This is a genomic window from Phycisphaerae bacterium, from assembly GCA_035275405.1.
Lineage (GTDB): Bacteria > Planctomycetota > Phycisphaerae > UBA1845 > UTPLA1 > DATEMU01.
This window is the reverse complement of record DATEMU010000002.1, coordinates 98,775-122,311: the sequence shown is the minus strand read 5'-3', so window position 1 is coordinate 122,311 and position 23,537 is coordinate 98,775. Positions and strand designations below refer to the sequence as shown.

The following is a 23,537-nucleotide window of genomic DNA, read 5'->3' as shown; positions in this document are numbered from 1 at the left end:
TGACATGCAGGGACAGCGAGCGGTATCCGTCCGACGCCATTCCCTCCTCCGTCACCTGATGTTGTATTCCTTGATCTTCCGATACAGCGTCCGCGCGCCGATGCCGAGCTGCTTCGCCGCCTTTTCGCGGTTGCCGCCGTGTTGGGCGAGTGCGTGTTGGATAGCCATTTTTTCCAGCTCTTCGAGCGTCAGGTTGAACGCCCGCGGTTTGAGGGGGACGATCTCCGTGCTGGCGTTGATCGGCGGCGTGGAGGGCAGGTCCTTCACATCCAGCGTTTCTCCGTCGCAGAAAACCACCATCTGATTCACGACGTTCTGCAACTCGCGCACGTTTCCCGGCCAGCGGTAGTTCTCCAAAAGGCGCAGCGCCTCGGACGTGACCGTCTTCACGCCTTTCTTGTGAAGCGCATTGGCCTGCTCGATGAAGTGGTGTATGAGGGGAGCGATCTCCTCCCGCCGGTCGCGGAGCGGCAGGAGATTGATATCCGCCTGGTTGATGCGGAAAAAGAGGTCCTCGCGGAAGGTCCGGTCGGCCACGGCCTGCTTCAGGTCGCGGTTCGTGGCGGCGACGACGCGGACATCGACGTGGATCGGCTTGTTCGAGCCGACGCGGACGATCTCGCCGCTTTCCAGGACGCGGAGGAGCTTGGCCTGCATCTGCTGCGGCATGTCCCCAATCTCGTCCAGAAAAATCGTCCCGCCGTCGGCGGCCTCAAAGAGACCGCGGCGATCCGTGTGCGCGTTGGTGAACGCGCCTTTGACATGGCCGAACAACTCGGACTCCAGAATCCCCTCGGAGATGCCCGCGCAGTTGACCGGGACCCACGGTCCCTTGCGCCGATCGGAGTTGTTGTGGATCGCGCGGGCGATCAACTCCTTGCCCGTCCCCGATTCCCCATAGATGATGACGGTCAGTTTGGTTTTCGCCAGGCGGCGGGCGCGATCGACCGCGCTGCGCATCGCGCTCGAAACCGCGATGATCCCCTCGAACGAATACGCGCGATCGAGCTGCTCGCGCATGTGAAAGTTCTCTCGAAGGGTCATGGCCTGCCGCGCCGCGCGGTTGACGGTCGCCCGAAGTTGTTCCAGGTCGAGCGGCTTGGGCAGGTAGTCGTAGGCCCCGCCCTCAATGATGGCGTCGCGAGCCAGCTTCTCATCGCCGTGGGCGGTGATAAGAATGCCCTGCGTCCAGGGGCTGATCAGCCGGGCCATCTTGAGGACCTCCAGACCGTTGAGCGACCCGCCCAGGCGATAGTCGGTCACGACGACGTGGGGGACGCGGTGTTTCATCGACGCGACGGCCTCGTCGCCGGAATCGACGAGCCGACAGGCATGTCCGGCGCGCTCCAGTCCCTCTTTCAGGGCCTCGCCGTGCGAGCGTTCGTCTTCGACAATCAGGATAAAGGCGGTGTCGGACATGGGGGTCGAAGGATAATAACGGGAAAGGGCCGCAGCTACGATCTAACGCGCATTCCGTCGGACAAGTGGTCCAGCCCATCAATGGCGATCGATTGGCCGGGCGTCAGGCCTCCGAGGACTTCGACCAGACCGCTGACTTCGCGGCCGATGCGGATCGGCGTCTGACGGAGCCGGCCGTTGTCGACGAGAAAAACGCGGGCGCTTTTGGCGTCGGCGTCTCGTTGACAGGAAGACGCCGGAATCCAGATTGCCGAACCGCCGGACGGGCTTTCAGCCGGAGGTGGCTCGGAAAGGAAAGCGACCTGCGCGGAGCCTTCGACACGCAGGTTATCGTCGGGATCGTCAATGCGAACTTTGACCTGCACTGTGGCCTTGGAGTAGTTGGCCCCGGGATCGATCCACAGGACGTGACCGCGATAGCGCCGGTCCTTGTAAGCGTCCGGCGTGATGGTGCAGGGCATGTCCTTTTTCACTTTGGCAATGTCGAGTTCACTGATGTCGACCTCGACGCGAAGCGTGGCCATGTCGGCGATCATGCCGAATTGGGCGTTGGCCATCATTCCGCGGCCACCCTCGGCGGCGACGAAATCGCCGACCTCGACATCGCGTTGGAGGATGACGCCGGCAATCGGCGCGATCACGTCGCAGTCGGTCAGGGCCTTTTGCGCCCAGGCCAAAGCGGCCTCGTCGGCGGCAGCCTGGGCCTTTGCTTCTTCCAGCGCCCGTTTGGCGTCGGCGTGCTCGATGGTCGGCGCGTTTTTTCCTTCGAATAGCCTCGCCATCCGCTCAAAGTTGATTTTTTGGTACTCGTAATTGGCTCGTGACTTCTCGAGATTCGCCGCCGCCTGATCTCGACGTGCCTTGTAGATCACATCCTCGATCCGGGCCAGCACCTGGCCCTCCTTGACGCGATCGCCCTGTTCGAAATGGAGGGCGACAATCTGGCCCGACACCTTCGTGGAAACCTGGACTTTGTGGTCGGACACGATCTTGCCCGTCGCCGTGAGGACCGGAAGCGGCTCGCCGGCCTTGCGGGCGGTGACGACATGAAGGCGAATCTCGTCCGCCTTGGCGGATGCTCCCGGCAGGCCCCCCCATTGGCGCGCGGCAAAATAAAGGCCAAAGGCCAGCGCCCCGGTCAGGCCGCCCAGCAAGATGATCCGCCGGTAATGGCGATGAGAAACGGTCGCGGGCGCGGCGGCCACGGGCCGACGTTCCTTGGGGATGCTCAGCGTGCGGAGTTGGCTTCGAATGTCGGGGGGCGCGGCCATCGTAGGGATTTTAGCGAAATATCACGCCTTTCGCAGGGCTTCAATAATCCGCGTCCGCGAGGCGCGAACGGCGGGCGCCAACGCGCCGGTCACACCGACGATCGTCGCCAACGCGAGCGCAGACAGAACGATCTGCGGAGTCATCTTCAATTCATAGGCCAAAACCGTCCAAGTGGTGTCCGATAAATAGTCTTGCCTGGTTCCACTGACAAACGAACTGGCCAGGAGTCCGACGACGCAGGCGCTTAAGCACACGAGAAGCGACTCAACAATGAAGGAGGTGATTATCGCGGTGCGCGAAAATCCCAATGTGCGCAGCATCGCGATCTCACGTCGGCGTCCGTCTACGGCGGCATACATGGTGTTGGCGACGGCGAAGACGGCGCCGATCGCCATCAGCGTAATCAAGATCGACGTCAACAGCACGATCTCTTCGCTCTTGGACGCCAGATCCGAGTAATAATCAAGCTCGCGCTTGGCCTTGAGCTTGACCACAGGCCCCTGGATGTATTGAAGCGCGGCATCCATCTGCGCGGCATCTTCCAGGCGGAGCACGACGGACGATACGAACCGGCGGTCGAAGGAATCGGATAGCGTCGTTCGGCCGGCCCAGACTTCGCTTTCCAGCGCGCCGCCGCCCGCTTCGAAGATGCCGACGACTTCATAAGATCGATTGCTCGTCTTGCCCATGACGACGTGTCCGCCGACGTGCAGGTCCGCGAAGCGATCCCGGGCGGCTTTTCCGACTATCACTTCCAATGGCCCGGACGCGAACATCCGCCCCTCGATCATCTTGACCTCAGGATGGACGTCGAACGCAACGGGGTCGACGCCTCGGACCGCGACGTTGGCCTGCGCGGCAGTGGGACCTCGGCGCGGGATATTGGTCTGTACGCAGAGTTCCTGGCTGATCAGGGATTCGCCGGAGGCGCTCCGCCCCACGCCGGGCGTTTGCACGAGTCTCGCCGCTTCGTCGGGCCGAACAATGCTCGTACTCTCGGCGGTCGCGCCGGTTTGCAGCGCAACGACGTTGAGCGGCGAACCGCTGGCCCCTAAGGAAGCGCGAATGCCCGCGGCAAAGGAAAGGAGGACGGCAAGGACCGCCACAATCGAGGTGACGACCGTGAAGGTCAACGTGGTGCTCAGCTTTCGCACCAGCAGGTTTCGCCAGTTATAGATGAGCGGCAGCGCCATGGCGGGGTTATTCCAGGTTTCGCAGTGCGGAGACGACCTTCATACGGGCCGCCGACCAGCTCGGCCAGGCGGCGGCTATGACGCCGATGGCCAGGGCGATGAGCAGCGCCTGGCCGCACACGTTCAAGTTTACGACCAGAGTCTGGATGAGCGGAACGGTCCAGTTTTTCAGCGGCGTGTAGGTGAAGGCGATGTAGGGACCGAGCGCCCCGATCAAACCGCCGAGCGCGCACAACAGCAGGCTCTCTGCCTGAATGAGCGCGAAGGAGAATCCGCCGGAAAAGCCGAGGGCCTTGAGCGTCGCGACTTCGTTGATTCGATCGCGAAAATTCATGCTCATCGTGTTGGCTGCGGCTGTGACGGCGACGAAAACTGTGAGAATGGACAGAAGGGTAAGATTTTTCGGCAAATCGAATTGCTGGGTGATGAATTCGTTCATGAACGTCTTTTCATCCTGGGATTTGGTCTCGTCGCGGGAGCCGGAAAAGTGCCGGTCGATTTCGCCTCGATAGAAATCGAGATCCTCCTTGCTCGCGCACTTTACAAAGAAGAAACTGACCTGGCCCAGAGGGAGGTCCTCTTCTTTCTTGATCTCTTCCTCAAAGTAGTCGCGCCGAAACCAGTTCGTGACATAGTCCTCGGCGTCGGGAAGCGTGGACACGACGTGAAATTCCAGCGGCCGGTAAGGAGGCACGGACGGCAGGATGGATATGCGATCGCCTACCTTCCAGCCCATCTCGCCCGCCGTGGCGCGGCCGAGCATGATCGCCTGACGGTCCTTGTGCCAGGCTTCGATTTCCTTCTCGGTCAACCTGTGTTCCGGGAAGCATTTCACAAACGTGTCCGGGTCCACGGCGATGGACGAGAGCGGCGTGGGCGCATTCTCCCGTTGTCCGCCGATCCAGCGAAGCCCGCAAACGGCGACAATACGCTGTCCTGTCGGATCAAGCGCTTCGATCTTTCGCCGATGGCCTTCCGGCAGGGGATTGATGATGGAGGTCTTCTGGGTAATTGCGATGCGCAATTGTTTGCCGGAGTTTTCCAGGAAGCGATTGACGCCGTCGACGACGGCCATCGCCAGGACATACACCGTGATCGGGAGGGCGACCGCCGCGCAGGTGAGCAGGGTGCGCCGCGGGTTGCGGGTGAGGTTGCGGGAAAGATAGAGAATGCGGAGCGTCAAGGTAACTCGCCAAGGCGGGAATTAATTCTAGGCTTGCCGCAGGGCCGTGACGACCTGCACCCGCGCGGCCCGAATCGCCGGCACTACGGCCCCCAGGACGCCCACCACTGCCACCGACACCAGCGAGAGAAATACGATCCACGGCGTCATATGGATCTCAAAGGCCATTGTCGTAAAGGTGCTGCGACCGAACATATCCTTGGTGTTTCCGGCCAATTCCAGCCACAACAAGCATCCCAGGCACCCCAACAGGCCGCCGAGGATGGAGAGCAATACCGCCTCAATGATCACGCTGACCAGTATCTGACCGCTCGAAAAGCCGATCGTGCGGAGCATGGCGAACTCACGGACCCGCCCGGCGACTGAGGCAAACATCGTATTGGCGATGGAAAAGGCCGCGGCGGCGCACATGATTGCCACCAGAATCGAAACAATCATCAGGTAGATTTGGACGTTTTTGGATTGCTCCTCCCAATACTGCGGCTCGGTCTGGGCCGTCAGTTCGATTGCGGGCCCTTCGATCGTCTTCACGACCTGTTCGGGGACCATGTCCGGGGCCAGGCGCAGGCCGACCGAGGAGTACATGGTCCGCTGGTAGGAGCTCATCAGCGTGGTCAGCGGTCCCCAGATTTCGCTCTCCATGGGCCCGCCGTCGGCGGAGAAGTACCCGACGATTCTGTATCCGCGATTGCCGCTGTAGCCGAGGTTGATGGTCTGGCCGATCTCCAGTCCGGCGAACTGCTTCGCCGCCGACTGACCGACGATGACCTCCAGCGCGCCCTGCCGGAACTTTTCGCCGAGCAGCTTGATGTTGGGATGCACCTTGAAGGCCTCATCGGTCACCCCACGGACGGCGACGTTGGCGTTGGTCTGGCCGGCGTCGCGCACGCGTGGCAGGGACACTTGCACAATCATCTCGGGGCTCTTGAGCTGCTCGCCGCCGCCGTCGGTCAGGATCTCGCGATTGAGCTGGGTCAGCTTGTTGTATTCGTCGGTGGGGATGGCGCTGTTGGTTTCCGACGTCGCGCCCTGCTTGAGGACGATGAGCTTGTGCTGGTCGTTGGCGAACGAGAGGGAGTGCGTCAGGGCCGTGCGAAAGCCCATGAGCCAGGCGAACACACCGACGACCGCCGCGATGACCAAGACGGTGAGCGTCGTGGTGGTCTTGCGGACCAGGAGGTTTCGCCAGTTGTAAGAGAGCGGCAGCGCCAAGGATTCGATTCCCTTCTAAGCGACGTTTCGCAACGCATCGACGGTACGCAAGCGCAGCGCGCGGACGGCGGGCGTCAAACCCGCGGCCAACCCGACCAACAAGGCGATGACCAGTGACCCAATGACCGACACCGGCGAGACGGTCAGCGCGCTGATCGGCAGAAGCCCCATTTGGCGAATGGGGAAAAGGTAGAGGAAGATGACGGCAGGGACGATGCCGATGATCGCGCCGAGCAGCGCCATGGACACGCTCTCGCCCAGGACGATGAGGAAGATGCGCCGGTTCTGGAAGCCGATGGCCTTGAACACGGCGAGTTCGCGCGTGCGATCGCGGAAGCTCATCATCATGGTGTTGCCCGCCACGAGAGCGATGATGACGACAACGACGATGGCCATGGCTTGCATCAGGCCCGGCAGATTTCCCGCCGCCTGGGCGAAGCTCGCGCCGAAGGCGTTTTCGTCTTCCGATTTTGTTTCGTTGGGACTGTTGGCGAAGGTCGCGTCGATTTCGGTCTGTAGCGAGCGCATCGACTCCACATCGCGGCATTTGATCCAGAAGATGTTGCACGACGCATGGTTGACCTCCCCGGCCTCTTTCAGCGACTCGGCCAGGAAATCGCGCCGGAAATAAAGGACATTGGCCCGCGATTTTGTCGCCAGGATCTTGATGACGTGAAATTCGAGTTCCAGATAGGGGGGCACCGAGCTTTTGAGGACGATTCGGCTCCCCGGCGACCAGCCGTAGGTCTCCGCGACGCCGTAACCAATGACGCACGCCTGGCGGTCTTTATTCCATGCTTCCTTATCTGCTTCGCTCATTTCCGCGTCGGTGTAAACAAGGGGAAACGTGTCCGGGTCCGCCGCCAGGCTTTGAATCGCGTTCTGGGTATTGGGCACTTTTCCGCCAAACCAGCGCATCCCACAGATTGCGACGAGTCGCTTCTCGTCCGGGTCCATCGCCTCGATTTTTTTTCGCGTGCCCTCGGGCAGCATGTTGATGACCGTCGTCTTGTGATGGACGGCCATCCGCAGTTCTTTGGCATTCGCCTTGCCGATTTCGGCCATCGCCACGACGAACGAGATCGCCGCGACGAAGATCGCCATCGGCAGGGCGAACGCCACGGCCGTGAGCGCGGTTCGCAGCGGATTGCGCCGCAGGTTCTGCATGAGCACGTACGTCGTGGTCATTGTCGCCTCAATTCACAATTCGGGTGGCACGGTCTCGCAGCAGCGAGGCCGTGGTGCGCATGCCCAACACGGCCTGCCCGCTTCGCGGTCAGACCGTGCCACCCCTGGGCCTGCAAGTTCAATTGAGACATTGCACTAGCTCGCCGCGGCGGCCATTCGAGGCCGGGCCGAGTTGATTTCTTCGCGCTCCAAAACGCCCTTGTCGAGATGCACGGTCCGCTGACCGTGAGAAGCCGCCCGCGGATCGTGCGTCACCATCAGGATTGTCTTGCCCATGTCCGTATTGAGCACGTTGAGCAGGTTCAGAATCTCCTCCGACGTCTTCGCGTCCAGATCGCCCGTCGGTTCGTCCGCGAGGATGACATCCGGGTCGGTCACGATCGCCCGGGCGATGGCCACGCGCTGCTCCTGACCGCCCGAGAGCTGGTTGGGGCGATGGTCCATGCGATCCGCGAGACCAACGACGTTGAGCGCCGTCTCCACACGCTCGTGGCGCTCGGCCGAGGACATCTTGAAAAGCAGGAGCGGCAACTCGACGTTCTGCGCCGCCGTCAGGACCGGCACGAGGTGGTACATCTGAAAGATGAAGCCGACGTGGCGGCTGCGCCAGCTCGTCCGCTCGCGTTCCGACATGGCTTCGAGCCGGGCATCGCCGACGCGGACCGAACCCGCCGTCGGTGAATCCAGGCCACCGATGAGGTGCAAAAGCGTCGATTTTCCCGAGCCGCTGGGGCCCATGAGGACGACGAATTCCCCCGCGCGGATGTCGAGATTCAGGCCTTCGAGGACGGGAATATCGATACGGTCCTTCTGATAGACCTTGCGAACACCTCGTAGCTCGATATCCGCGCTGCTCATTGCGACCTCCGGGAAAGACCTGGGATGGAACCTTTCGTTGTAATTCCAGTATAGCGTGGTCGCGGAAGGGACGCGAAAACAGCGGTTTTACTGCGAGGATTGCGTGGTTGCGGCGCGCCGCGCCAGGGCGCGGTCCCGACCACGCCGGGCCGACTCGTGATCCGGTCGCAACCGCAGGACGGCGCGATAGGCTTCCTCGGCACGGTCCCAGTCCTGGCGCATGGTGAAGACGTCCGCACGGCCGATGAGCGCGTCGATGTAGTCCGGTCGAAGGCGAACGGCCTCATCGAAGCGGCTCAGCGCTTCGTCGAGTTGGCCCTGGCGGGCGCGGGCCAGGCCGAGGTTGAATTGCGCTTCGGCGTGGTGCGGATTGAGACGCACGGCTTCGGCGGCCGATGCGGCGGCCTCCTCGTTCTTCCCCTTGAGCAGGAGCAGCGCGGCGAGGTTGTTGTGCGTGTCGGGCACTTCATTTTTCTTTGAAAGGGATTGCCGGAAAAAGGTCTCGGCTTCATCGAGGTTCCCTTGTCGCGCTAACACCAGTCCCAGGTTGTTGGCCGCGTCGGCTAATTCGGGATTCAGACGCAGCGCCTCGCGGTATTCCGCCGCCGCTTCATTGAGCTTGCCCTGCTCAAAGAGGACGGCGCCGTAGTTGGAACGAAACCAGCCGTTTTCCGGATCCAGATGGATGGCCTGACGAAAGCGCAACGCCGCCGTGTCGTGCAGACCGCGGCGCGCGGCGTCGGCGGCCAGATCGTTGTAGAGCGGGGCGGCTTGCGGCGCGAGAGAAATCATGTGGCGGTAGAAAGACTCGGTCGTCCGCCACTTCTCGAGATAGCCGCGCGTGGCGCGGGCTTCGGCGGCGGCGATCAGGAGGACCACGAGCGTAATGGCGATACGCCGCAGCCGCGTGGATCGATCCGAGATACTCCACATTCGCGACAGAAGCCAGGCGACAAAGAGACAGATCCCCAGCGAGGGGAAGTACGCGTATTTGTCCGAGGCGATGACGTTGGAAAACCCCACGATCTGCATGGTCGGGAGGATGGCGATGAAAAAGAACAGCCAACTGATCGCGGCGGCGCGCGTCCAGCGGAGCGACACCGCGAGGATAACCATCAGTAGAACGGTCCCGATCGCCCCGGCGAGGATCATCGGATGGGACAGGGTCAGCGGATCGGGATAGGGGTAGTGCGTCGAGAGGTCGTGGGGCCAGACGATCTTGTAGAGATAAAAGACGATGTTGTGGGCCAGAACGAGCGGGATGCGCCCGGGTCCATAGTCCTGCGGGAGGTGAACGGCGGCCGAGCGAGCCTGGGAGACGAAGGTGATGACGGCGGAGAGGGCGGCGATGACGAGAAACGGAATCTTCTCGAAGAGCGAGCGGCGAGAGAATCGCCGCAGAGGCCAGATATCCAGCAAGACCAGAAGCAATGGAAGTGGTGTGACGGTCGGCTTCGACAAGAGCGCCAAGACAAACGCGACGAGCGATCCGGCCATTGCCGTCCAACGCGTCGATCGGACCCATCGGACGTACCAGATCAAACTGATCAGCGCGAAGAGGGTCGCGAGGAGCGTCTTGCGTTCCCCGACCCAGGGGATCGGCTCGACAGTGAGGGGGTGGATGCCGAATAGCAGCGCGACGAAGGCGGCGGGCCAGAGGATGGCCGGCCCAGGTCGCCGACCGTCCTGGGCGGGCCCTGAGAACAACCATCGTAGGAGCAGAAACAACAGCACCGTGTTCAGGGCGTGGAAGATCAGGCTCGTGCGATGAAAGGGCCGAACGTCAGTCGGGCCCGACGCCAAGGGATAATCGAGCATGAGCGAGATCATGGTGAGAGGCTGGTAGTAGCCGCCGACCGTGGAGGGTTTGAAGATCTCTGCGAGAAACCGCCTGGCGCTGGCCCAACCGGGCTGCTGAACCAGGATGTTTTTTGTCAGGTATTGCTCGTCGTCAAAAAGAAGAGCCTTGGCATTGAGAGCAGGGAAGTGGACCAGAAAAACGGTACAGGCGAGGGCTGCACCCATGGCTAGGACGGGAAGCCAGTGGCCAGTCTTGCCGGGATTGGCAGGTGGAGACATCCGGTCAATCTAAGCCCGGTGCGGTTGATTCACAAGAAATCTTGGCTATGCCCTTGACATATAGACGTTAGCCTATGTATATTTATGGCCATGGCCAGGAGCACAGCCACCGGGGACGTCTTTCATGCAGTTGCTGACCCGACGCGGCGCAGGATACTCGATCTGCTGGTCGAGGGGGACAAGGCAGTTTTGGAATTGGTCGCCGGGTTTCAGATCAGCCAACCCTCGATTTCCGAACACTTGCGGGTATTGCGCGAGGCTGGCCTGGTAGCGGTCCGAAAGCTGGGAAGAAAGCGGATATATAGGATAACACCTATATATTTACGGGAAATCACTTCCTGGATTGCCACGTACAACCGTTTTTGGGATCACCGCCTGGATGCCCTGGGTGAGCACCTGAAGACCGCGAACGAGCCGATTGCGACAATACATAGACAAATGACTATGGAGATCGACTAATGCTCGACGCTATACACAAAACCGCGTTCTACCCCTACCCGCCCGAAAGAGTGTGGGTCGCCCTGACCGACCCTCGGGCCCTTTCGGAGTGGCTCATGCCCAACGACTTTAAGCCCGTCGTCGGCCACAAGTTCGTCTTCCAGGTCGATCCCATGCCGGGCTGTAACGAACTCACGGAGTGCGAGGTCCTGGAGGTCGAGCCTCCCCGGAGGCTTGTATATTCGTGGACGCCAGTGTTGAAAAAGGCGGGTTCTGTTCGTCCGACGCCTTCGACCGTATCTTGGGCCTTGGCTGCGGAGGGAACCGGTACGCGGTTGACCTTTTCCCACACCGGCCTGACCCAATCCCACCCCTGGTGGCAACGCTTCATGCTTCGCTTCGGCTGGGGGACAATGGTGAAGCGGTGGATCCCGAAGTGCGCGGCCAACGTCGATGCCGCCGGCCGGTTTACCCCGGGCGCGTTTCCCCTGGAAAAGCGGTGCTACAAGTGCAAGACCATACCCCCGCACCTGGTTCGATGACGGCGGGTTCGAGATCGGTGAAAGCCGCAAACGAGCCAGTTGCCCCAATACACGGCTACATGACGATGGAGTTCGACTGATGCTCGCTGCAATTCACAAGACTGCATTTTACCCCTACGCGCCCGAGAGGGTCTGGGGCGCTCTGACCGACCCACGGGCCCTCGCGGAATGGCTGATGCCCAATGATTTCAAGCCCGTGGTTGGGCACAAGTTCGTTTTCCAAGTCGACCCCTTGCCGGGTTTCCCCAATATCAACGAATGCGAGGTCCTGGAGGTTGAGTCGCCGCGGCGACTGGTGTATTCATGGATGCCAGGGCCGAAAAAGGCGGGGGACGCCCGACCTGCACCCTCGATCGTCTCCTGGGTTCTCGCTGCAGAGGACGGCGGGACGCGCCTGACGTTGGACCACTCCGGCCTGACTCATACCCACGCGTGGTATCAGCGGTTCATGCTTTCCTTCTGCTGGGGCACAATTGTGAAGCGGCTCATCCCCAAATGCGCGGCCAATGTCGGTGCGGATGGCCGGTTTACCCCGGGGGTGTTTCCGCTGGAAAAGCGAAGCTACAAGTGCAAAACCATCCCGCCGCATCTGGTTCGGTGACGGCGGTTGCGAGATCGAAATGACCGAGGGCTTCTCCCGGCTGCGTCGGCCGGCGTGCAGCCTGCTCGCCAACCGGGGGACGAAAGGACAACGGACATGAGTAGGAAGTCACTGATCGCCGGCCTGGTGGCCATCGTCGGATTGGCATGGATCGCTGCGCAAAGCCAATCGCAGGAGAAAAAGGACAAGCCCGCGGGGATGCCGGAGGGCATGCCGGACATGGCCGCCATGATGAAGAAGTGGAAAGACGCCGCCACGCCGGGGACGATGCACAAGAAGCTTGACCGCTTTGTCGGCGAATGGGATACGAAGATGAAGATGTGGATGGCGGGCCCGGGGGCGCCGCCGGTGGTCAGCGAGGGCAAGTCGCGGATCAAATGGATCCTAGACAACCGGTTCCTGCGCGAGGAGTTTGAGGGAGAGATCATGATGCCGGACGAGACCGGCGCCATGTCCAAGAAGAAATTCCAGGGCTTGGGCCTTTTGGGCTACGACAACTTCCGCCATATGTACACCGGCTCGTGGGCCGACAACCAGGGTACGCATATGCTGACGATGTCCGGGGCGCTGGACCCGGCGGGCACGACACTCACGATGTACGGCGAGATGGACGAGGCGATGCTGGACATCCGCGGCCGGACGGTGAAGTACCAGACGAAGATCATCGACGACGACAAGCACGTGTTCTCGATCTACGATCTGCACGCCGCCGAGGACTACAAGGCGCTGGAGATTGAGTATACTCGGGCGAAGTGACGCCCTCCCTGCTGATTGCTCGACGCCGGGTCCGGACCGGGCCCGGCGTTTTCTTGCCCGGTTACAATCGCGCGGATGTCGGGCTTCGATGGACTGGTCACGCGGATGCGGCGGAAGGCCGGCTTCTTCGCGCCGTTTCTTCTGGGTGTCATTCTTTTGACACCCTTCGCTCCGATCCTCGTCCGTCCCTCCGGCAGCATATTGGGCAATGCGACCTGTGACGGGCCGTCGCAGTTCTATTTCTTTCACGACTTCGCGGCGCGCTGCTGGCTGCGCGGCGAGGTCCCGCTGTGGAATCCGCACGTGATGCTGGGCGTGCCGTTTCTCGGCGAGGGCCAGGCATCCGTCTTCCACCCCCTCTCCGCGCTGTTCCTATTCCTGCCGACCGGCGCGGCGATGAACGCGATGATCCTGCTGTGCCTGCTGCTCGGCGGCCTTGCCTTCTACGCCTATCTCCGGGCAATCGATCTGGGGCCAACGGCCGCTGTCCTGGGTGCGATCGTTTGGAGCTTTTCCTCCGTCCCGATCGGCCGCATCTACGCCGGTCACGCGAATATCGTCCTCGCCCTGCCCGCGCTGCCATTCATGCTGTGCTGCTGGCATCGGTATCTGTGTGACCGGCGGTGGGGCTGGCTGATCTGGCTGGCCGTTGGATACGCCACGCTGCAATTCGCCGGGTATCCGCAACTGACCTACATCTTTTCGCTCTTTTTTTTGCTATACATCGCGCTACACGCCCTCGCTTTCCGAGGCGCGGAGGCGCCGGTACGCGCAAAAGACATCTTCTGGGTCGGGATGTTCATCGCGCTCGGGGTCGCGGTCGCCGCGGTTCAATTGCTGCCGTCGCTCGACTTCGCCCGCCACTCGTTCCGCAGCAAGGCGTCCTATGACTTTTGCACTTTCTTTTCCCTGCCGCCCGAGAGCTTCATCACGCTGCTTTGTCCCGAGTTCTTCGGCCGCACGCCCACTCCCGGCGACGGTCAGTTCTGGGGGCGGGCGTTTTTCTGGGAGTCGTGGCTCTACATTGGGATCCTGCCGCTGCTCGCCGCCGTAACGGGATTCTTGACCGCGCCGAGGCGACTGCGCTGGGCGCTGGGCATTCCCGCTGCCCTGTTCCTCGTCGTCGGCCTCGGTCGAAACACGCCGCTGTATCAGCTTCTCTACGATTACGTCCCTCTCTACGACGTCTTTCGCAGCCCCGCCAAGCATGCGATCGTGACGGTGTTTTGCCTAGCGGTTCTGGCCGCACACGGGTTCCAATACTGGCTCAGCATGCTCCGGCCCGCCGAAGCGGCAACACCATCCAGCCCTGAACACAAGGCTTTCAGCCGGACGATTGATTTGGGAACTGCTGCGCTCACCGTCTGCCTTGCGATGCTTGTCTTCGCATGGAATGGAGCAGCGGCCGAGTCCCCCTGGGGGAAATTGGTCGCCTGGGTAGTGGAACGCGCTGAAATCCGCGCGCCGACGATGGATGCCGCGATGATCGCCTCGACCGCGCGCTTCGCGTCGCAGCAGTTCATTCGTTCGATCATGCTACTACTCTTATGTCTGGTCGCGCTTCGCTTGCTTCGACGATGGTCGACGCCGGCCGTCAAGGCGTCGAGCTGTCATTCATGGGGCGCCGTCGTACTTGGCGTGCTCCTTCTGGCAGACTTCTTCACATTCATACCGCACTTCACCGACCGCTATGAAGAGACGAGGACCGATGTCAGCGACGCGTTTCTCAAAGCGCTGCCGGAAGCGCCCTATCCCGTGCGCGTCGTCGACCAGGCCGCGTATCCCAACGCGGCGATGAAATACGACTACTCATCGGTCGGCGGTTACATGGGCAACACGGTCCGCCGTTACAACCGTTTCCTGAACGCGACCCAGGGCTTTGACGCCGCGCACTCTCAGGCGTCGGCCACGATCCGCGCGATCCCGGATTTGTATTTGGATCTTCTGGCGATTGACGCCCTGCACCTGCCCTCGTCCGTTGCCCCCACCTCCTTTCCGTCGAGGCCGACCCAACCCGGCTGGGTACTCGTCGATATCCGCGGTCGCTGCCCCCGGGCGTTCATCGCCGCTTCGCCGCAAGTTGTGGCGACCGAGGACGACGCGTTGGATCACATACCCTCGCCCGACGCCGATCCGCTGGGCCGTCCGGCGATCGAGAACGCGGTCGACCTCCCGGCGTCTGCGCCGCTCGACGAATCGGAACACGTCGAGATTACCTCGTTCGATATCAATCGCGTGGAGTTGTCAGTCGAAACGACCCGACCGCGCGTCGTCGTGCTCAACGAAATGTACGACAAGGACTGGGCCGCCACCGTAAACGGCGCGCCGTCGCCGATCTACCCGGCGAATTACCTGTTCCGCTCCGTCGTGGTACCTGCGGGTCGGTCGAGAATTGTTTTCGCATATCGACCACGAAGTTTCTTGCTGGGGGCCGTGATCAGCGGGCTGGCCCTGGTGGTAACCATCGCGGGATGGACGGGCGTCCGGCTTGCCCGCAGGGGCCGTTTTCGTTAGCCTATTTGCGTAAGGGCGGGGCCGGATCTTGGTCCCGGAAGGGCGTGAGGAAGTGCCCCAGACCGCAACACAAGCCGAGCTTATCACCAAAGCCGTCGCCGGCGATCGCGAAGCGACGAGCGAGCTGTTCACCCGTCACGGGCCCGACGTCCGCGAGCGGTTGGGCTATGGCATCCCCAAGCGCTATTGCAGCGTCCTGACCGCCGAGGACGTGATGCAGGAGACCTACATCGATGCACTCCTAAGCATCAATCGCTTTGTCCCGCAGGGCGATGGCTCCTTTGAAAGCTGGCTGACCACCATCGCCAGGAACAATCTCCGCAATGCGATCGAGGCCCTCGACGCTGAGAAGCGCGGCGGCGATCGCAAACGCATCGTCCCGGTCAACCCCGAGGAGTCGATCGCCGCGCTGTATGAACTGCTGGGGGCCACTTCCACCACCCCCAGCCGCCAGGCCGCGACGGTCGAGGCCAAGAGCTTCCTGCAGCGGGCCATCGAGCAGCTCCCGGAGGACCATCAACGCGTCGTCATGATGTACGACCTGGAGCGCAAGCCCATCGAGGAGGTCGCCGCCGCCCTGGGGAGGCGAGCAGGGGCGGTTTTCATGCTCCGGGCGCGGGCGCACAAGGCCCTGCGGACGCTGATGGGAGAAAGTTCGCAATTTTTCAGCAGTACCGCGTGAGTAAACCGCTCCGCTTCGGCTATTGAGGTTGTGTGTAGAGACGGAAGGGTGCCCCATCCCAAGCGGAGCAGGGATGGGGGATTTGGCATCATCCCGTTGACCTCTCCTCCGTCCCCCACCCGTACTTTTGCACGAGGTGGGGCACCCGACTTCTCGCACGGTGCAACAGCCGCCCTCGACGGTCATTCGTTGACGTTCAGTCGGGGCGGCTGAGTCACAGAATTCTGGAGTCCATTGTGGACCATACGACGGAAAGTCCAGAGCACGACTTGATCGACGCTGCGCGCAAGACCGCGGACAAGCTGGCCGGGGTTCTGGGCGCGACGGCGGCGCCCGCGAGCGATCTGTTCCCGGGCTACGACGTGGTCCGGCAGATCGGCAAGGGCGGCCAGGGCGTCGTCTATGAAGCCGTCCAGCGGGCGACCAAGCGGACGGTGGCGATCAAGGCCATGCGCGGGGGCGTGTTTATCACCGCCCGCGAGCGAACCCGGTTCCAGCGCGAGGTCGAGTTCGCTGCCCGGTTGCAGCATCCCAACATCGTCTCGGTCCTGGATTCAGGGATTCACCAGGGCCGCGATTTCTTTGTGATGGAGTTTGTCGAGGGCGCGCGGATCGACCAGGTCGAGCGACCCGGCTATAGCTCCGTGCGCGAGACGCTCGGCCTGATGGCGGAGGTGTGCGATGTGGTCGATTACGCCCATCAGCGCGGCGTCCTGCACCGCGATCTCAAGCCTTCCAATATCATCATTGATGAGCGCCGGCAGCCGCACGTCCTGGACTTCGGCCTGGCCAAGGCGATGGACCCGGCGGCGTCGAGCGCGGGGGGGATCACGATCTCCGAGCCGGGGCAGATTCTGGGCACGCTGGGCTACATGTCGCCGGAGCAGTCGCGCGGACAGTTCGAACAGATGAGCGTGCGGAGCGACGTGTATTCGCTCGGGGCGATGACCTATCAGCTCCTGACGGGCGCGCTGCCGTGCCGGCTCGACGGGGCGCTCAACGATATTCTCGAACGCATCGCCCATCAGGACCCGGCGCGGCCGTCGTCGGTGCGGCGCCAACTGGACGCGGACATCGACGCGATATTGCTGAAAGCTCTAGACAAGTCGCCGACAAGGCGCTATCCCACGGCGGGCGAACTCGGGGCCGACATCCGGCGCTATCTGGCGGACGAATCGATCCAGGCCCGGCGGATCGGAATGCCCACGAGAGTCGCCCGCTGGACGCGGCGGCATCGGGCCGTCTCGGCGGTATCGGTCGTGGCGCTGACCATCATTATCACGATGGGGACGACTGCCGTCCTGCAATTACGGGCACAAGCCACAGAGAACAGACTTGCCTACGAGTTCCTTAGTGAGACGTTGGCTCTTTTTGATGTCGAAAAGGGTACGACTCCGAAGGAGGTGCTCAAACAGGTGCTCGATGCCCGGGTCGATGAGGTCGGAAAGGCCCTCTCCGGAAACCCCCGTGCCGAGGCCAAGGTCCGCAACAAGTTGGGCGAACTCTACTCGAAAATCCATGAATACAAAGCGGCCGAAGAGCAGCTTCGGATCGCCCTCGCCATACGAATCGAGCAGTTCGGCGAATCGAGTCTCGAGACGGCCGAGACCCAACGCAATCTTGGCTATGCACTAAAGCAACTGAACCAGCTTGAGGAGGCAGAAAAGCTCTATCGCGCGGACCTTGCGACTCTGCGCAAAAAAAAGTCCGATCCCAACGACTATCAGATAGCGTTTGACCTCACCTATCTGGGAGGGTTGTTGAGGGCCAAAGGCGATCTCGATGGCGCGGAACAGGCCTTCAAGGAAAGCTTGGAAATTCGGCTGCGACAACCCGACAGTGAGGAGAAGCCGCGAAAAGTGGCCATCGGCCAGAACATGCTGGCGCTTCATCGTTTTGATAAGCAGGATTATGCGGGTGCGGAGGCATTGTTTCGCGAGGCGCTGGCGGTTTTCCGCGAAAAGCTCAGCGACAGCGAGCCGCTTCGCGTCGCCACGTGCGCGAACAACCTTGCGGAGTGTCTATTGGCAACAGGACGACTGGAGGAGGCCGAAGAGCGTTGCCGCGAAGGCCTGGCGATCCGCGAAAGAATTCAGCCCCCTGGTAACCAGGATATCGGCGAGTCGCTGCTTACGCTGGGGAGCATTCTTCTGCTGAAAGGCGATCTCGTCGCCGCACAGGACCCACTCGAACGCGCCGCGGAAATCTATCTGGCGAAATTGCCGGAGGGGCATCCGAAGATCGGCATTGCGCAGAGTATTCTGGGTGAATGCCTGGCGCTGCAAAGCAAATTCACCGAAGCAGAACCTCTGCTTCTAACCGGCTATGCGACGATCGAGGCGGCGCGGGGCCGGACGCACCCTCAGTCAATGGACGCCCTGCACCGTATCATCAACCTTTACACAGCATCGGGCCGGCCACGTCTCGCGGCGGAGTATCAGGCCAGGCTGGATGCCGCCAAATCTGCAAAATGACACGACAATGGTCGAAGCCGCCATTCGCGCGGTGCGTTCTGGACGCTCAAAATGGAAGCATGAGCTTGAACCGACCAAGCCAGTCTGCCCCCCCCATGGGGACCCTTGCCGTCTGGGTGCTTCCATTGGAGACGGCTGCGGGCGTGTTGTGGCTCACCTGGAAGTCGGCGAAGCCGCTGATGCCGGCCTGATAACCAATGGTGGCCTCGGCTCCACCGTCCACTGCCGGTTGATTCACGTCGCCATAGACAAACTCCGCGTATCGGGAACCCGGGCCCACGGGCACACCACCGTAGATCTGAATCTGAAATCGGACCGTGCCACTCCCCCGCAAACTACTCACGACGGGTCGATCGTGCCATTGAACGACGAGCACGGTTCCCACTTCTTTACAATACACACCGCCATTCTTGCCGCCGCGCAGCGCGAAGTCGTCGCCTTTCAAGTCGTCCCAAAACGCGATGGCTGACTGCCGGCCGTTGAATGCTCCCGTGGCGGGTAGTGGAGCGTTCGCGGAATCCAGATCGTTTTCCCCTGGTACCGCCGGAAAGCCCAGGCCGCCGTTGTTCGCCACCACGACGGTTCCGGCCGGGAAAGCGGCATTACCGACCGTCGTGTTAATCACGACTTCGTCATCGTCATTGAGTGAGAGCAACGTGCCCGACGTGGAAATATCGAGAAACGTACCTGGCACCGAGCCGGTCAGACGTTGGGTCTCCGCAGGGACCCGGCCGGGGATTCGGAAAACGAGGAACTCATCATGGTTAAAGCCCCCGTGCAGAGGGTTGTTGGGGTCTGGACCGAGGCCCGAGTTATGCCAGATCCAATTCGCCGAGACGGGGATGTTCGCGCGCATTCCGCCAAAGACGGTACCGTCGTTCACTTTACTGTCGGGATCGGCCGGATCGACCCATAGGTCATTCAGCGTGGCGTAGGCGATCGCAGCGTTCACCTGCGCTTGCGTCGGCAGCGTCCCGATCGGCCAGGGGTTGGGGAAGAAGGGATTGGTCGCGGGGTACCCGCCGGCCGGAAACACACTCCAGACGACGCCGCCGGTCTGGATCGTGCGGCCGAGCGTCGTGTTGGAGAAGACGCCCAGGAACCCTTGATCGCCAAGCTGGTCGGAGACCGCCGCGACATACAGGAAATCGGTCGGGGCGCGGCCGGTCGTCGAGAAAAAGAAGGTCGTCAAATTGTTGTTGCCGCCTCCGAGATACCCCGCCGTCGCCGTCGCCGTTCCATAATAGACATCGAAAAAATTGTCCACGCAGAAGTGCATCTGCCAGTCGTCGGCGCGGGCGGTGTTCAACGAGACGACGAACGTCAGCGCTGCCCCCGCAAGAACTCTGCGTCGGGACAAGATGATCCGCATTCTCTCTCCCGGGTTGAATTGGAGAAACGCGCTTCTAAACGGCGAACCCACTTACGCCGTCGCCTTTCGGCCTCGCCGGAAAACGAACACTCCCGCCGTCAGAAACAAAAGAACCAGTACGACCTGGCCGACATCGGACACGGCCGGAACCGCGTTGGTGTTTGTCGTTGCCATCGGCGTGATGACCGTCAGTGCCGTGCCGTTCGAGACCGCGCCGGCCGTGTTGAAACTCCACTGATAATCCGAGAAACCGCTCGCGCCGCCCTGGTGGCCGATGGTCGCGCTCGCGCCGCCGTTGGGGACGGCCTGGTCGATGTCGTCGTAGATGAACTGCGCATATTGCGCGCCCGGCCCCACGCTCACGCCGCCGAAAATTTGCACCTGAAACCGCACCGTGTCATTGACGCGCAGCGCGCCGCCCACGGGCCGATCGGTCCATTGAACGATCAGGACGTTGGAAATCTCCTGCCATCGAACGCTGCCGTTCTTTCCCCCGCGAGGGGCGTCGGCGCCGGCCGCGGCAAGGTCATCGCCCTTGAGATCGTCCCAATAGGCCAGGGCCGACTGACGGCCGTTGAAGGCGCTGTTGCTGGGGATCGGTGCGTTGTTGGGGTCGAGGTCGTCCTGGCCGCCGACGCTGGGGAAGGCCAATCCGCCGTTGTTCGCTACGGCGACCGTGCCTGCCGGAAAAACCGCATTGCCCACCGTGGTGTTGATGATCGCCTCGTCGTCGTCATTGAGGTTAAGGACTGTCCCCGATGCCGAGATGTCGATAAAGGCGCCGGGAATGCTGTCGACGATGGTCAGAAAGCTCGGGCAGGAGGCCGCGCCGGCGGAGAAATTGAGGTCATCCAGGACGAAGTCGTTTCCACTGTCGACCGTATTGAGGTCGTCAATCACGATCGTCGCCATCGTGTTCAATCCGGAATTCCAGACGGCCGAGAACTGAACCCACGCGCCTGCCTGGGACGGCAGGACCAGCGTCGAACCGACTTGGCCGCCATTAATCCGCAGGCGAAGGTAGCCGGGAGACGACGGGAACGCCGTCGCCGCCCAAAAGCAGATGGAGTAGTCCGTTCCGGACGATACCGCGACCGTTTGACTCCATACGATTTGCGAGACGGTCGCCCCGTTGACGACCATCATTTGCCCGGCGCCGCTGGTGTGATCGCCGAAAGGCGTGAACGCCGGGTGCCAGGGATTGGTGTTCACATCCACGGTGTAGCTCCCGGCCACCGTTCCATTGCCGGCGCCGGGTGAATAGACATAGCCCGTGCCAAATCCGCTATTTCCCGCGGAGAAATTACCGTTCACGAGCAGGTTGGTGGCGGAGGCTGCCGGCGCACCGGCGCCGAGTAGGGCGACGACCAAGATTCGGCCGATCAACGTGTCAATCGAGGCGCGCATGCTCTCTCCAGGTGATCGCGTGGACTTATGGATTATCCGGCGAACGACAATCGACGCCCGCGCCGGAAAACGAAGATGCCCGCGGCCAGAAACAGAAGGATGAGGGCGACATTGCCGGCATCCGAGACGGCCGGGATCGAATTGGCTTGTCGGAGCGTCAGGACCTTCCCGTTGTTGACGGCCCCTGCGGTATTGAAGCTCCACTGGACGTTGTTGAAACCGGCGCCGCCGTTCTGGTAGCCAATCGTGGCACTGGCGCCGCCATTGGGAGTCGGTTGCTCGACGTCGGCGTATACGAGTTGGGCGTAGATGGCCCCGGGAGCCGCTGTGGCACCACCGAAGATTTGGATCTGGAACGTCACCGTTTCGTTGACCCTGTTGGCGCCCGACCCGAGTATCACCCGGACTTCCCATTGCACGACAAGTATCACGGTGTTAATTATTTCCCAATAGACGCTTCCGTTTTTTCCGCCTCGTGGCAGCGCCGCAAAGTCATCTCCCTCGAGGTCATCCCAATAGGCCAGGAGGGATTGCCGACCGTTGAATGCGTTGACACTGGGGATCGGGTGATTGGTGGGTGTCAGGTCGTTTTGACCGCCGACGCTTGGAAACGCGAGGCCGCCATTATTGGCGACCACCACCGAGCCGACGGGAAAGACGGCGTTGCCAATTCCCGGGTTGATGACGGCCTCTTGGTCATCGTTCAGCACAAGAACGTTGCCGGTGCCGGAAATGTCGATGAATGTACCCGGTTCATTGCTGACAATCGTCAGTGGCTGGGCCCGCGCGACCGTCGTCAGACCGGCGGAAAGTACAAGCGCAGAAAGAAACAATACGCTCCGCATCACGCCACTCCTTTCGGGTCCGCTGGCCTTCGAAGGCAGCCGGAGAAGTGAAGAGGCGCCTTCGTTTGAGGTCTCGTTCGAGTTTGAGGGCCACCCGACCCGCGAGCATTGTAGCAAAAAGGGGGGTTCGAACGGAATGCGCTACGGCACCCATTTGGCAAAAAAACTCATAGGGTTTCACCTTATTTGGCCGACATAAATTATCTTAAATTAACGGCATTTCGTTGGTGTCGAGTATGTTGTTCACCGGCAGGGCATGGCGCAGGTAAGTCCACCGTTGGCCCTTATCATTGAGCGCTTCAAACGGGTTCGTACCCGTCAAAGATCTTCATGACCAACGAGTCACGTTACATGGGCCGGGCGATTGCACTAGCCTGGCGAGGGCAGGGCCACGTCGAGCCCAATCCGATGGTTGGGTGTGTGATCGTCAAGAACGGTCGCGTCGTGGGCGAGGGATACCATCGGCGATTCGGCGGGCCACACGCTGAACGGATGGCGCTGGCTGCGGCAGGTCGCCGGTCGCGTGGGGCCACGCTCTATGTCACGCTGGAACCGTGTTGCCATTTCGGAAAGACGCCGCCGTGCGTCGATGCGATTATTCGCGCGGGCGTTCGACGGGTCGTGGCCGCGGTGCGTGATCCCAACCCGCTTGTGGCGGGCAAGGGCTTGGCGCGGCTTCGCCGCGCGGGCATTAAGGTAGAAGTCGGGCTCATGAAGCCGGAGGCCGAGCAGTTGGCGGCCCCGTTCATCGTGTGTCAAACGCTGGGCCGACCGTACGTCATCCTCAAGTGGGCCCAATCCATCGATGGGAAAATCGCCACGCGAAGCGGCGATTCCCGGTGGATTACGTCGATCGAGAGTCGCCGGATGGCGCACGCCCTCCGGGCGCGCGTGGACGCGATCGTGGTGGGCGTGGATACGGTTTTGGCGGACGATCCCGAATTGACCGCGCGATGGGTTCGGCCGAAGCGCGTCGCCACGCGCGTCGTTCTCGATTCACGATTTCGGACACCTCTGTCATCGCGCCTTGTACGATCGGCGCGGCGCGTACCGACGCTGGTGGTTGGAGCGAAGTCACCGGCGTCGGCCGGCCGGCGTCGGCGATTGGAGTCGGCGGGATGCCAGGTGCTCCCCATGCCGGTCGATGCGACGGGGATCGATCTCGCCAGGCTGCTGTGCGTACTGCGGGAAATGGGGATGACCAACGTCCTTGTGGAGGGGGGCGGTAAGGCCCTCGGGGGGTTCGTGGAGGCCCGTCTGGCCGACGAGGCCGTCGTTTTTGTCGGTCCTAAGTTGATCGGCGGGGAAACCGCCCCGGGCCCGTTGCGACACCGGGGACCGCGGCTGATGCGGGACCTTCCGGCCGTTGAAATCGCTAGGATTTCGCACATCGGGCACGATCTTTGCTATGATATGAGGTTCTCCCGCAGCAAGTAACCGCCCCTGGCGACGTTTCCAGCCGACAGAGGCAAAGTTGGGGGCCGTCTTGAATAGTGAATAGT

General features: G+C 61.9%; 19 protein-coding genes. 8 read left to right on the top strand and 11 right to left on the bottom strand.

Translation table 11 applies throughout. The features are described from left to right. Nucleotides 1-51: 51 nt before the first annotated feature. From VJZ71_01840 to VJZ71_01805, 8 genes are all read right to left on the bottom strand, one after another. Complete coding sequence (locus tag VJZ71_01840; GenBank protein HKQ46791.1) at nucleotides 52-1,419, bottom strand: sigma-54 dependent transcriptional regulator; 1,368 nt, start codon at nucleotides 1,417-1,419, stop codon at nucleotides 52-54. A 35-nt stretch (nucleotides 1,420-1,454) separates the two neighbouring features. Further along, on the bottom strand, nucleotides 1,455-2,690 hold the full coding sequence (locus VJZ71_01835) for an efflux RND transporter periplasmic adaptor subunit (protein HKQ46790.1): 1,236 nt from the start codon (nucleotides 2,688-2,690) through the stop codon (nucleotides 1,455-1,457). A 21-nt stretch (nucleotides 2,691-2,711) separates the two neighbouring features. Continuing rightward, entirely contained in the window at nucleotides 2,712-3,884 is a 1,173-nt protein-coding gene (locus tag VJZ71_01830) for an FtsX-like permease family protein (protein ID HKQ46789.1), read from the bottom strand. Between the two features lie 7 nt (nucleotides 3,885-3,891). Then, nucleotides 3,892-5,067: an FtsX-like permease family protein gene (locus VJZ71_01825; protein HKQ46788.1), complete on the bottom strand. Its 1,176-nt coding sequence runs from the start codon at nucleotides 5,065-5,067 to the stop codon at nucleotides 3,892-3,894. 27 nt (nucleotides 5,068-5,094) lie between these two features. Further along, nucleotides 5,095-6,279, bottom strand: coding sequence for an ABC transporter permease (locus VJZ71_01820; protein ID HKQ46787.1), 1,185 nt, complete (start codon nucleotides 6,277-6,279; stop codon nucleotides 5,095-5,097). A gap of 15 nt (nucleotides 6,280-6,294) precedes the next feature. Then, nucleotides 6,295-7,467 (bottom strand): ABC transporter permease, encoded by a 1,173-nt coding sequence (locus tag VJZ71_01815; GenBank protein ID HKQ46786.1) that lies wholly within the window; start codon nucleotides 7,465-7,467, stop codon nucleotides 6,295-6,297. A 135-nt stretch (nucleotides 7,468-7,602) separates the two neighbouring features. After that, entirely contained in the window at nucleotides 7,603-8,325 is a 723-nt protein-coding gene (locus VJZ71_01810; GenBank protein HKQ46785.1) for an ABC transporter ATP-binding protein, read from the bottom strand. A gap of 87 nt (nucleotides 8,326-8,412) precedes the next feature. Then, entirely contained in the window at nucleotides 8,413-10,404 is a 1,992-nt protein-coding gene (locus tag VJZ71_01805) for a tetratricopeptide repeat protein (GenBank protein ID HKQ46784.1), read from the bottom strand. Between the two features lie 84 nt (nucleotides 10,405-10,488). Here VJZ71_01805 and VJZ71_01800 point away from each other — a divergent pair, with 84 nt between their 5' ends. The 7 genes from VJZ71_01800 (at nucleotide 10,489) to VJZ71_01770 (ending at nucleotide 18,411) form a co-directional block, all read left to right on the top strand. Further along, a complete protein-coding gene (locus VJZ71_01800; GenBank protein HKQ46783.1) occupies nucleotides 10,489-10,863 on the top strand; it encodes a metalloregulator ArsR/SmtB family transcription factor in 375 nt (124 codons plus the stop codon). Then, nucleotides 10,863-11,384 (top strand): SRPBCC domain-containing protein, encoded by a 522-nt coding sequence (locus tag VJZ71_01795; protein ID HKQ46782.1) that lies wholly within the window; start codon nucleotides 10,863-10,865, stop codon nucleotides 11,382-11,384. The genes VJZ71_01800 and VJZ71_01795 overlap by 1 nt, the downstream gene beginning before the upstream one ends. 79 nt (nucleotides 11,385-11,463) lie before the next feature. Next, entirely contained in the window at nucleotides 11,464-11,985 is a 522-nt protein-coding gene (locus tag VJZ71_01790; protein ID HKQ46781.1) for an SRPBCC domain-containing protein, read from the top strand. 96 nt (nucleotides 11,986-12,081) lie between these two features. Further along, nucleotides 12,082-12,741 carry a DUF1579 domain-containing protein gene (locus VJZ71_01785; protein HKQ46780.1) on the top strand — a complete coding sequence of 220 codons (660 nt, stop codon included), beginning with the start codon at nucleotides 12,082-12,084 and terminating at the stop codon, nucleotides 12,739-12,741. Nucleotides 12,742-12,816: 75 nt separating this feature from the next. Further along, nucleotides 12,817-15,255 (top strand): YfhO family protein, encoded by a 2,439-nt coding sequence (locus tag VJZ71_01780; GenBank protein ID HKQ46779.1) that lies wholly within the window; start codon nucleotides 12,817-12,819, stop codon nucleotides 15,253-15,255. Nucleotides 15,256-15,307: 52 nt separating this feature from the next. Then, nucleotides 15,308-15,937: a sigma-70 family RNA polymerase sigma factor gene (locus VJZ71_01775; GenBank protein HKQ46778.1), complete on the top strand. Its 630-nt coding sequence runs from the start codon at nucleotides 15,308-15,310 to the stop codon at nucleotides 15,935-15,937. Between the two features lie 236 nt (nucleotides 15,938-16,173). After that, nucleotides 16,174-18,411, top strand: a complete 2,238-nt coding sequence (locus VJZ71_01770) for a serine/threonine-protein kinase (protein HKQ46777.1) — start codon at nucleotides 16,174-16,176, stop codon at nucleotides 18,409-18,411. Between the two features lie 46 nt (nucleotides 18,412-18,457). On the opposite strand, the gene VJZ71_01765 is transcribed toward VJZ71_01770, so the two are convergent. From VJZ71_01765 to VJZ71_01755, 3 genes are all read right to left on the bottom strand, one after another. Further along, on the bottom strand, nucleotides 18,458-19,771 hold the full coding sequence (locus tag VJZ71_01765; GenBank protein HKQ46776.1) for a hypothetical protein: 1,314 nt from the start codon (nucleotides 19,769-19,771) through the stop codon (nucleotides 18,458-18,460). Between the two features lie 63 nt (nucleotides 19,772-19,834). After that, nucleotides 19,835-21,190 carry a hypothetical protein gene (locus tag VJZ71_01760; protein HKQ46775.1) on the bottom strand — a complete coding sequence of 452 codons (1,356 nt, stop codon included), beginning with the start codon at nucleotides 21,188-21,190 and terminating at the stop codon, nucleotides 19,835-19,837. A 32-nt stretch (nucleotides 21,191-21,222) separates the two neighbouring features. Next, nucleotides 21,223-22,035, bottom strand: a complete 813-nt coding sequence (locus VJZ71_01755; GenBank protein HKQ46774.1) for a hypothetical protein — start codon at nucleotides 22,033-22,035, stop codon at nucleotides 21,223-21,225. Between the two features lie 330 nt (nucleotides 22,036-22,365). Between VJZ71_01755 and ribD the strand changes: the two genes are divergently transcribed. Beyond that, a complete protein-coding gene (ribD, locus tag VJZ71_01750) occupies nucleotides 22,366-23,472 on the top strand; it encodes a bifunctional diaminohydroxyphosphoribosylaminopyrimidine deaminase/5-amino-6-(5-phosphoribosylamino)uracil reductase RibD (protein HKQ46773.1) in 1,107 nt (368 codons plus the stop codon). Nucleotides 23,473-23,537 lie beyond the last annotated feature (65 nt).

Excerpts from the sequence above, each read along its gene's own strand:
- VJZ71_01840 (HKQ46791.1), bottom strand. The coding sequence starts at position 1,419 with ATGTCCGACACCGCCTTTATCCTGATTGTCGAAGACGAACGCTCGCAC.
- VJZ71_01835 (HKQ46790.1), bottom strand. The coding sequence starts at position 2,690 with ATGGCCGCGCCCCCCGACATTCGAAGCCAACTCCGCACGCTGAGCATC.
- VJZ71_01830 (HKQ46789.1), bottom strand. The coding sequence starts at position 3,884 with ATGGCGCTGCCGCTCATCTATAACTGGCGAAACCTGCTGGTGCGAAAG.
- VJZ71_01815 (HKQ46786.1), bottom strand. The coding sequence starts at position 7,467 with ATGACCACGACGTACGTGCTCATGCAGAACCTGCGGCGCAATCCGCTG.
- VJZ71_01810 (HKQ46785.1), bottom strand. The coding sequence starts at position 8,325 with ATGAGCAGCGCGGATATCGAGCTACGAGGTGTTCGCAAGGTCTATCAG.
- VJZ71_01805 (HKQ46784.1), bottom strand. The coding sequence starts at position 10,404 with ATGTCTCCACCTGCCAATCCCGGCAAGACTGGCCACTGGCTTCCCGTC.
- VJZ71_01800 (HKQ46783.1), top strand. The coding sequence starts at position 10,489 with ATGGCCATGGCCAGGAGCACAGCCACCGGGGACGTCTTTCATGCAGTT.
- VJZ71_01795 (HKQ46782.1), top strand. The coding sequence starts at position 10,863 with ATGCTCGACGCTATACACAAAACCGCGTTCTACCCCTACCCGCCCGAA.
- VJZ71_01790 (HKQ46781.1), top strand. The coding sequence starts at position 11,464 with ATGCTCGCTGCAATTCACAAGACTGCATTTTACCCCTACGCGCCCGAG.
- VJZ71_01785 (HKQ46780.1), top strand. The coding sequence starts at position 12,082 with ATGAGTAGGAAGTCACTGATCGCCGGCCTGGTGGCCATCGTCGGATTG.
- VJZ71_01780 (HKQ46779.1), top strand. The coding sequence starts at position 12,817 with ATGTCGGGCTTCGATGGACTGGTCACGCGGATGCGGCGGAAGGCCGGC.
- VJZ71_01760 (HKQ46775.1), bottom strand. The coding sequence starts at position 21,190 with ATGCGCGCCTCGATTGACACGTTGATCGGCCGAATCTTGGTCGTCGCC.
- VJZ71_01755 (HKQ46774.1), bottom strand. The coding sequence starts at position 22,035 with ATGCGGAGCGTATTGTTTCTTTCTGCGCTTGTACTTTCCGCCGGTCTG.
- ribD (HKQ46773.1), top strand. The coding sequence starts at position 22,366 with ATGACCAACGAGTCACGTTACATGGGCCGGGCGATTGCACTAGCCTGG.